General features: G+C 43.5%; 10 protein-coding genes. 6 read left to right on the top strand and 4 right to left on the bottom strand.

The features are described 5' to 3' along the window. Positions 1-361: 361 nt before the first annotated feature. Positions 362-697, bottom strand: a complete 336-nt coding sequence (locus J2755_RS11260) for an ArsR/SmtB family transcription factor (RefSeq protein WP_209683840.1) — start codon at positions 695-697, stop codon at positions 362-364. Positions 698-816: 119 nt separating this feature from the next. Here J2755_RS11260 and tgtA point away from each other — a divergent pair, with 119 nt between their 5' ends. From tgtA to J2755_RS11240, 4 genes are read left to right on the top strand one after another with little or no spacing between them, the layout of a single operon-like run. Then, positions 817-2304 (top strand): tRNA guanosine(15) transglycosylase TgtA, encoded by a 1488-nt coding sequence (gene tgtA, locus J2755_RS11255; RefSeq protein WP_209683837.1) that lies wholly within the window; start codon positions 817-819, stop codon positions 2302-2304. A 41-nt stretch (positions 2305-2345) separates the two neighbouring features. Next, a complete protein-coding gene (locus J2755_RS11250) occupies positions 2346-3287 on the top strand; it encodes a UbiA prenyltransferase family protein (RefSeq protein WP_209683832.1) in 942 nt (313 codons plus the stop codon). An 11-nt stretch (positions 3288-3298) separates the two neighbouring features. Next, positions 3299-4456, top strand: coding sequence for an NAD(P)/FAD-dependent oxidoreductase (locus J2755_RS11245; RefSeq protein WP_209683829.1), 1158 nt, complete (start codon positions 3299-3301; stop codon positions 4454-4456). A 9-nt stretch (positions 4457-4465) separates the two neighbouring features. Next, positions 4466-5608: a radical SAM/SPASM domain-containing protein gene (locus J2755_RS11240; protein WP_209683826.1), complete on the top strand. Its 1143-nt coding sequence runs from the start codon at positions 4466-4468 to the stop codon at positions 5606-5608. 52 nt (positions 5609-5660) lie between these two features. On the opposite strand, the gene J2755_RS11235 is transcribed toward J2755_RS11240, so the two are convergent. Beyond that, positions 5661-6518 carry a coiled-coil protein gene (locus J2755_RS11235; RefSeq protein ID WP_209683866.1) on the bottom strand — a complete coding sequence of 286 codons (858 nt, stop codon included), beginning with the start codon at positions 6516-6518 and terminating at the stop codon, positions 5661-5663. A 75-nt stretch (positions 6519-6593) separates the two neighbouring features. After that, positions 6594-7292 carry a phosphoserine phosphatase SerB gene (gene serB, locus J2755_RS11230; RefSeq protein WP_209683823.1) on the bottom strand — a complete coding sequence of 233 codons (699 nt, stop codon included), beginning with the start codon at positions 7290-7292 and terminating at the stop codon, positions 6594-6596. Between the two features lie 159 nt (positions 7293-7451). On the opposite strand from serB, the gene J2755_RS11225 reads away from it, so the two are divergent. Both J2755_RS11225 and J2755_RS11500 read left to right on the top strand, forming a co-directional pair. Further along, positions 7452-8288 carry a F420-dependent methylenetetrahydromethanopterin dehydrogenase gene (locus J2755_RS11225; protein ID WP_209683820.1) on the top strand — a complete coding sequence of 279 codons (837 nt, stop codon included), beginning with the start codon at positions 7452-7454 and terminating at the stop codon, positions 8286-8288. A 25-nt stretch (positions 8289-8313) separates the two neighbouring features. Then, the gene (locus J2755_RS11500; protein ID WP_280954415.1) at positions 8314-8439 is read left to right on the top strand and encodes a hypothetical protein; all 126 of its coding nucleotides are present in this window, start codon (positions 8314-8316) and stop codon (positions 8437-8439) included. Positions 8440-8479: 40 nt separating this feature from the next. Here the strand turns inward: J2755_RS11500 and J2755_RS11220 are convergent, their stop codons facing one another. Then, the gene (locus J2755_RS11220) at positions 8480-9067 is read right to left on the bottom strand and encodes a pyruvate kinase alpha/beta domain-containing protein (protein ID WP_209683817.1); all 588 of its coding nucleotides are present in this window, start codon (positions 9065-9067) and stop codon (positions 8480-8482) included. Between the last annotated feature and the right edge of the window lie 80 nt (positions 9068-9147).

Here is a 9147-nt window from a genome sequence, read left to right as displayed (position 1 = left end):
TTGTATATTGTACTAAAGTACGCGAGTCTTTGGGAACTATACATCGCTGCTGTGCTCACTCTACTTTTACCTACTCAATTTTTTTCTGAGTAATCTACTTCCAATGAGCTGGAAGTCTTGTTGAGTGGAGCGAAACAGACGCGTTCTCCCGAAGCGCAATTCGGGCGTCGGCTGTGCTCACTCTACTTTTACCTACTCAATTTTTTTCCTGATTAATCTATTAACAATGAGTTCCATCTCTACATTTCTGGAGAGTTTATCTATAAGAGAAATGGAGAATTTTGGGAGCTCTTCACGTAATCCATTTTAAACGTGATATACAAGTAGTTAAAACAAAAAAGCGATTATTTGTTTAGAAACATCACTCAGTCTTTTCAACAATAATCTTTCCCATTTCTGTTGGGTAATAGATTATCCAGTTTCCTTCTCGCTTACCTTCAATAAGGCCTGCATCGCTGAGGATAGAAAGATGGTATGAAAGCTTTGAATCAGGCACTTTCACTATTTCCTTAATAAGGCAAACACAAAGAGGATTCAGTGTAAGGAGATGTAAAATTTTAATTCTCAATGGTGATGAAAGTGCATGATGTACTCTGCTTTGTTTTTCCATGCTCTTTTCATCAGGCAATTTTTCTGCCAGCTTCCTGACGTCACCTTCACCCTTAATTGTACACTCAAGAGGCTGTGGAATTTCCATTTTGATTCTCCACTGTCCTATTATTTCTTATTCCTTTTTTACCTTTCCTCAAGGTAGTTTTCGCTATCCATCACTGATGTAAATACAAATATATACTATCATCCTCATCTACTGCCATCATGCCAACTGTGTTTGAGATTCTCCACAAAGACGCCGCAGGACGTATTGGTAAACTGACAACTCCACACGGTGTAGTTGAAACACCAACAGTCATGCCAGTCATCAATCCCAATATTCAGACCATTCCGGCTCACGAGATGCGCAGTTTTGGCGCTCAGATTCTCATTACCAATTCCTATATAATTTCCCGGAAAGATGAACTCAGGGAAGTTGCCCTTAAGGACGGTCTTCATGCACTACTTGGGTTTAACGGTCCGATAATGACCGATTCAGGCTCATTCCAGTTGTCTGTTTATGGTGACGTTGAAGTGACCAATGAACAGATCATTGATTTCCAGCAAAAAATTGGAACTGACATCGGTGTTCCTCTTGATATTCCGACTGCACCAGATGTTTCAAGGGATCAGGCAGAGAGTGAGCTGGAAATAACCCTTGAAAGACTTAAAGAAGCTCGCTCAATGGTAAAAGAAGGCATGCTTCTTGCAGGCCCGGTTCAGGGTTCAACATATTATGATCTCAGGCAATACAGCGCTGAAGAACTCACGCCTCATAATTTCGATGTTTACCCCATAGGTGCGGTTGTTCCGCTAATGGAGAATTACAGGTACGCAGAACTTGTTGATGTCATAGTAGCCTCCAAAAAAGGTCTCTCTCCTGTGGTTCCCGTGCATCTGTTCGGTGCAGGACATCCCATGATGTTTGCACTGGCTGTTGCGTTGGGTTGCGATCTTTTCGATTCTGCTGCTTATGCGCTTTATGCCAAGGATGGCAGGTACATCACGACTTCCGGAACTTACCACATAGAGGATCTAAGCTATCTTCCATGCTGCTGTCCGGTTTGTCTTGAACATACAGCAGAAGAAATTAAAAAAGCTCCGAACAAGGTGGAATTGCTTGCAAGACACAACCTCTACGTAACATTTCAGGAAATTAACCTGATAAAGCAATCTATCAGGGAAGGAAACCTGCTGGAGCTTGTTGACATGCGTTGCAGAAGTCATCCCTCAATGGTGGAAGCACTCAAGAGACTCTATTCACATGTTGATTGGATTGAAACTCTCGATCCCGCATCAAAATCAACATTTTTCTACACAGGTCCTGAATCTGGCTTGAGGCCGGAAATCAAGCGCTATTCAGACAGGCTTGGACGTCTGGAAATTAAAGGCAAGGTATTGATATCTGCATTCCCAATAAGAAAATCGGAGGAATATGATCAATATCTTCGTTTCAAGCCACCAATCGGAACTTACCCAATTGAACTTTCCGAAGTTTACCCTTTCAATGCGGAAGTTCCTGAAAGCATAGATTATGAAGCCATGGACAAGGCACTTCTTAACACTATAGACCTGATGTCACGGAATGCTGATGCACAGTTTACTTTTATATGCGACGAATCAGTGGCCAATCATCCCCGATTTACCGAACTTCCGGAAAACGTGGAAGTAATCATCAGAGGAAGCTCAGATGCTTTCTCTTCACAACTCTAATATAACATACTGGAGATTAAATACTCTCACTGGTGATACATTTGGTATCTACTGCCGGCTCAAAAACTAGGAACCCGTATCTCGAATTGCTCAGGCCAGAGATCTCTGACATGGATCTGGCCCTTCCTGCAGCCAGTGCTTTGCTTGCATCTTATATTGCTATGGGTGCTCTCCCGGCTCTTTTTCCTTTCATAATTGCAGTCATCGGTGGCTATGCTGCTATCACAAGCTCATACGTCTATAATGACTGCTGTGATATTGATATTGATCAGATAAACCTCCCGGACAGGCCAATCGCCTCTTCTACCCTTTCCCAAAAACAAGGGCTTGGTTATGCCGGTTTTTTAGCATTAATCGCCTCAGTTGCTTCATTTTACCTGAATCCGGAATCATTTGTAGTACTGGTTATTGCTGTTACCACAATCAGCATCTATTCAAGGTTCGCAAAAAGGCTGACATTCCTGAGTTTTGTACCTGTGGGAATCGCATACGGTCTTGTTCCGGTTGGAATCTGGCTTGCATTTGATCCCGCTGGAATTCTCAAAGGTAGTGATGGGGTAATCCTTCCATTACCGGGTATATTCTTCTTCATAATGATGTGTGTAGCCGATTGGGGATTCACCCTTTCAGGCGTTGCCAGAGATGTTGAGGGAGACAGGGCACGGGGTGCACCTACCTTTCCTGTAACATTTGGTGTGCCTGCAACATCAAAATTTGTGACACTATGCTGGTTTGCAGGAGTTGCATCTTCAATAATCATTGGATGGACAGCTCATCTTGGGCCCCTGTTTTTCCTTGGGGCAATTTTAGCTGGTCTCTGGATGCTTTACCAGTCATTTGATTTCATCCGCAACCCAACACCTAAGAGAGGTGGCCAGCTTTTCCTTCAGGGATCAAGGTATCGTGGAGTCATGTTCGGTTCCCTGATAATTGATGTGATATTGTCTATTAGCTTTGCAGAATATGTTTCAATCCTTTGGTAAGGGTATTTAAAATGGATGCTGATGTCATTGTAATCGGTGGCTCTCCTGCGGGGCTTGCAACTGCCAGGAAAGCCTCATCACTCGGATGCCGTGTTCTTTTGCTGGATAAAAAGGAATCACCAGGCAATCCAGGCCACCCTGCAAATACATTTTTCAAAGGGATGTTTGATCGTGCCGAAGAAGTTGTGGACAAGAGTTATGTTCTCCGCGAATTGCGTGGTGCAAAACTGTTTGCTCCCTCTGGAGGCACTGTTGAAATCATAAGTCCGGCCTATTTCCTTGACAGGCCTGCTTTTGATCGTTTTTATGCACAGAAGACCATTGATGCAGGAGTCGAAATTATATCTGGTGTAGAAGCGCACAATATTATCCGCAAAGACGGGGAAATGGCTGTAAGCACTTCAGAAGGAGTATATAGTTCTCCTTTGGTAGTAGTTTCCAATGGCATAAAATCTGATCTCGCTTCATTATGCGGCTTATCTCCAATACGCTATCCTCAGGATATTGCCTGGGCAAAGGAAGCTGTAATTGAAGCTGATGGTATAGGGGAACCCGATTTGTTTGAATATTACTTGGGCAGCCTTGCACCTGGCTGGAAATGCACTTACTCTCCATGTGGAGAAAACCGTGCAACACTGGGAACCTATGTCCGAAGACATGGTACTGATGTTTCTGCATTCTTTGACAGGTGGGTTGATAAATTCAAGAAATTAAAGGGAATCTCAGATCTGGAAGTTCTGGAACCTTCTGTCGGCGGAGATCCTATTATCACAATCCCTAAGGACATTCTTGCAGACGGTCTTATGCTTGTAGGCGGTACTGCGGGGCAATCCGGTATAGGCTACAGCATGCATGCCGGCAATATCTGTGGAAGTGTCGCTGCAGATGCAGTGAAAAAAGGTGATTTTTCAACGCGTACATTATCCGTTTACCGTCGTGCATGGAACAAAGCCTACAGGACAGAACACTGGCTTGGCAGAATCGGGCTTGAAACCCTGAGAAAAATGGATGACAGTGAAATTGACAGGGTAATGCAGGTCTTTGAAGGCAAGGATATGTCCTTCCTTACGGGAACGCCATTGCATAAGTCTGTTCAGGTTTCCATGTATATGCTAAGACATGATCCTCTTGCAATGCTGAATTTCAGGGCACTCCTCAGGAACAGGTGATTTTAAGCCATGAAATATTACTTTTACAGAAATCCATTTTTTAAGGTATATGCAACAGTTGAAGATGGCCATGTCCGAATGCATACTTCAGGCGTCGCATCAAAACCCCTGAAACCAGTAGTTTCTAGTTTTTTCGATTTATTTGAGGGTTCAAAGTTTGCAAAGATACTGGACAACCAGCTGATATTCTCCACATGGATGCCTCCCATACCCAGCAAAGCTTTTGACAGGCTTGTGAAAAGCCAGATGGGATCAATGAGGGGTAAACTTGTACCTGAGCAGGTAACGATATCCATAACTGAGGATTGTCCCAATAAATGTCTTCATTGTGCGCTTCCCGACACGAAAAACAAGGCAAGCCTCTCTCCGGATGCAATTAAGAGTGCCATTGATCAATGCCTTGATTTGGGTTCCACATTCATTGTCTTTGATGGTGGTGAGCCCCTTCTTTACGAAGGTCTTGAAGAGCTGATAAGCTATGTTGACCGGGAAAAAGCAATTACCGGAATGTTTACCTCTGGTGTAGGTTTTACCCCTGAGAAAGCCCAATCTTTGAAAGCTGCCGGTCTGGACATGCTAAGTGTCAGCCTTGATAGTGCAAATGAAAAGGGACATGATTCTATGAGAGGCAGATCCGGGGTCTTCAATGATGCAATGAATGCCATCCGCTACTCACTGGATGCCGGTTTGCTGGTGAATATCTATGTAGTATTGTCTCCGCTCAATATCCATGAGCTTGAGGATTTCTACAATCTTGCAACTGAGATGGGTGTCCATGAAATATCATTCTTTGAGATTGTTCCCACAGGGCGCTGGATAGATCATGAAAAGGATGTCCTGTCAAAACAGGATCTTAAAAGGTTTGATGATTTTGTAGAATGGGCCAACCAGCGCGAAGGCCCTCGTGTCTTCCCGATTCCCCATGTCCTGAGAAAACTGGGTTGTTTTGCAGGACGCAAATGGATACACATTACTCCACAGGGTGATGTAAATCCGTGTGCATGTATGCCAATGATAGTTGGCAATATCCATCAGGAGAATATCAGTGATATCTGGAAAAAACTTCGCAGTAATCCGGAATTTAATGCAGGCTCATGCCTTATGCGGGATGATGAGTTCAGGGATAAGTATATCCTAAATAAAATTGAATGAAAATAGAATTAAAAAAAGATTCCAGGGAAACCCCTGGAACAATTTTCTACGATCAGAGAAGTCCTGATTTCTGAAGTGTCATGAGGTTTTCGGTGGTAAGTTTCTCACCGGACTTGAACTTGTCAAAGATGTCTTCTGCATCTTTGCGAACCTCTTCCATGTCTGCTTCTCTCTTGACACCAGTGTCCTGCTTCTTGATCTTGCGAACCTCTTTCTCAATGTCCCTGAGTTCTTTCTGGATCGCAATAAATGACTTGTGCTCTTCATCTGCCTTTTCCTGGATTTCGACAAATTCTTTGTGAGCAGCGTCCGAATCTGCGCGTACTTTGTCAGCTTCCTTGAAGGTGGCTATCATCTTGTCGTGATATTCCTGTGCCTTCTGTGCGAATTCGGAAAGTGTAGTGTGGAATGTGGATGCCTCTTCGCGGATGGCTTGTGCTTCTTCAAGCAACTCTTTCAGCTCTACATTACCTTCAAGCTGTTTCTTCTTCTCCGCATACTGGCTCTGGAGTTCGGATATCTTCTTGACGATTTCCTTTTCCTTTGAAGGGGTCATGACTTCAGTCTGCTGTGCAAATTCCAGCCTGTCAATGTCCCTGCGAATTTCCTTGAGTGATGGGCCTGTAAGATTACTGGCACTTCTGAGCTCGTCTACTTTTGCAAAAACTTCATTAGCTCTTGCATTGGTTTCGTCCCTTTTCTCCTTGTATTCCTGGACTTTACCATTGTTCTCATCACGAAGCTTCTTAAATTCCTGTGCTTCATTGATGAGCTCTTTGGTTTGCTTGTTCAGATCATTGCGCTTTGTGGCAAGTGAACTTGCAAGAGTATTAAGCTCATTACGTTTCTCTTTGTGTTCGTCTGCTTCCTTTCTTAAATCCTGCCTCTTGTTCTTGAGTTCTTTCATCATGCTCAGGTTTTCCTCCCTGTCCAGCAACGTTGGCTGGCGTTCCATGCATTTCTAATGCACGATTCCGTAAGTGATTCACTGAAGTGAATCGATCACTGGTATGATTGCCTTCATGTTTTTTTGCTTTATAACTACATCGGCATACTGGCATAGTATGGGTTTTGGATTGAAGGCTATTGAATATCCCGCTTTTTTGAATATGCAGATGTCATTTGCTCCGTCCCCAACAACAACACAATCCTCTGTTGAGATTCCGTGTTCAAGGGCGAGTTTTTCGAAAACCACTTCTTTTGAATTGTCTCCTGTCATAGGACCGCTAACGTTTCCGGTAAGTTTGCCATCCTTTATTTCCAGTATATTTGAGAAGACATGATCAATTTTAAGCCGTTTTCCTACATGCTCTGATTTCAGGCTAAAGCCCCCTGAGAGCATAGCTGTGGTGTAACCATGGGTTCTGATGTGCTCCAGAAGCTCTTCTGCTCCGGGCATAAGTGATATTTCATCCATTGCTTTTTGGGCAAGTTCGATGTCAAGTCCCTTGAGTGTTTTGACACGCTCGATTAGGGCTTCACTGTATTTCAATTCCCCATTCATGGCTTTTCGGGTAATGTCTGAAACAAAATCCTCAACCCCGGCAGCACGTGCAAGCTCATCTATGCATTCAGCATCAATAAGAGTGCTATCCATATCAAAAACGATTAGTTTGGGCTTTTCGTTTCTGGAATCGCTATTTAAGCTCACGTCATCAAACCCGGATTTAAGATAATAAGTCATTTAATAATGAGGATTGGTCTCTACAATTACACACATTCTTTTTAACGTTTTCGGATCATTTGGTCCACGTTTGTTCACATGTCAACAATTGTATCCAAGTTAGCGGGAAAATCCAAAAATAATATATGTGACTTAGTTATTTTCCCTCTGTGATTCAATATGGTTAAAATTGGATTTATTAAACTGGGTAATCTTGGTATGAGCCAGGTTATTGATCTTGTACAGGACGAAATTGCAGCACGTGAAGGCATTAGCATTCGTTCCTATGGTACCGGTCCGAAGATGGGCAAAGATGAAGCTGCAGATACAGCAGAGCTCAAGGATTGGGGTGCAGATTTCTACATCATGATCAGCCCTAACTCCAGTGCTCCAGGCCCAAAGGCAGCTCGTGAGTTATACAAGGATGTTCCATGCATCGTAGTCTCTGACGGTCCAACCAAGAAAGATGACAGGCAGGCCCTCGAAGATGCAGGATTTGGTTACATCATTATGACCGTCGATCCACTCATCGGCGCAAAGACCGAATTCCTCGACCCGGTTGAAATGGCTTCATTCAACTCCGATGCAATGAAAGTACTTTCCACCTGCGGTGTAGTCAGGCTCATTCAGGAAGAACTTGACAAGGTTACTGCACAGGTAGATGCCGGTAAATCAGGTGCAGACCTTGAATTGCCACACATTCTCGCAAAACCTGAGAAATGCATTGAGCGTGCCGGTTTCAACAACCCATACGCAAAAGCAAAAGGTCTCGCAGCACTCCACATGGCCAGCAAAGTTGCAGAAATCAACTTCCCTGCATGCTTCATGATGAAGGAACTCGAGCAGGTTACACTCACAACAGCAACTGGTCACGAAATGATGAGGGCAGCTGCACAGATGGCAATTGATGCAAGGGAAATCGAGAAAGCTAACGATTCAGTCTTCAGGCAGCCTCACTCCAAGAAAGGCGTCCAGCTCCAGAAGACAAACCTTTATGAGAAACCGGCAGAAGTGTGATTACACTTCTCCACCTTTTTTATTTATGAATGTATATACAGCCCTTTTACTGGTTCTTTTTTTCTTTGCCTTGATGGTAATTGCTACAACTCTCTATCTGAAAATGACTTCTTCAATGGAAAGGATGATAAGAAAACAGAGAAAATTCTGATTGGTTACAGCAGGGAGAAGATTCCCTGCCAAAAACAGTTTTAATCTTCTTTTGCTCTGGGCATAGCAATGATTTCACGGACCTGCAATCCGAAAAAGTTCTGTGAGTGTGCAGGTCTTACGACTACGGCTACATCTGCTCCCTGCCGGGTGCCACCAATAGCAATTATTTCAGCATCCTTTGAAACAGGGATGTGTCCCGAGTCCGCAGCCATCATTGTAACTTCAAGAGCTACCTTGAATCCTTTCCCGAACACTGCACGGAGTGTATCTGAAATCACATCTGTCCGGCTTGCTCCCCCGTACTTCTTGGACATTGTACGTTCCACGCAACCAAATGGGTGAGATTGGGTTGTGACAAGCACTCCCATTTCAGTGAGCTTCCTGTAATTCTCATCGTCCATTTCCCATTTTCCTTCTTCGCGTAATCCGTATTGATGGGTCATAGCTATGATTTTCACATCCATGTCATGTGTTGCTTCTGCCACTTTTAGTGCAGTGTACCCCTCGGTACTGGCAACTACGATGTGCTTAATCCCAAGTTCTTCAGCTCTTTTGGCTACGGCAGCAGCCACTTCTTCTGTATTTTCTTTCCCAACATTATCAAAATATACTACAGACTTTTCCATTTCAACACCTCATTCTTGTCTTAGGTTAATTGTTGTTACCTTATCAGTTTATTATTTACAAACGATGATCTTATCTATAA

Source organism: Methanohalophilus levihalophilus (assembly GCF_017874375.1).
Lineage (GTDB): Archaea > Halobacteriota > Methanosarcinia > Methanosarcinales > Methanosarcinaceae > Methanohalophilus > Methanohalophilus levihalophilus.
The sequence above is the reverse complement of the archived record's forward strand: the minus strand, read 5'-3'. Positions and strand labels throughout refer to the sequence as shown.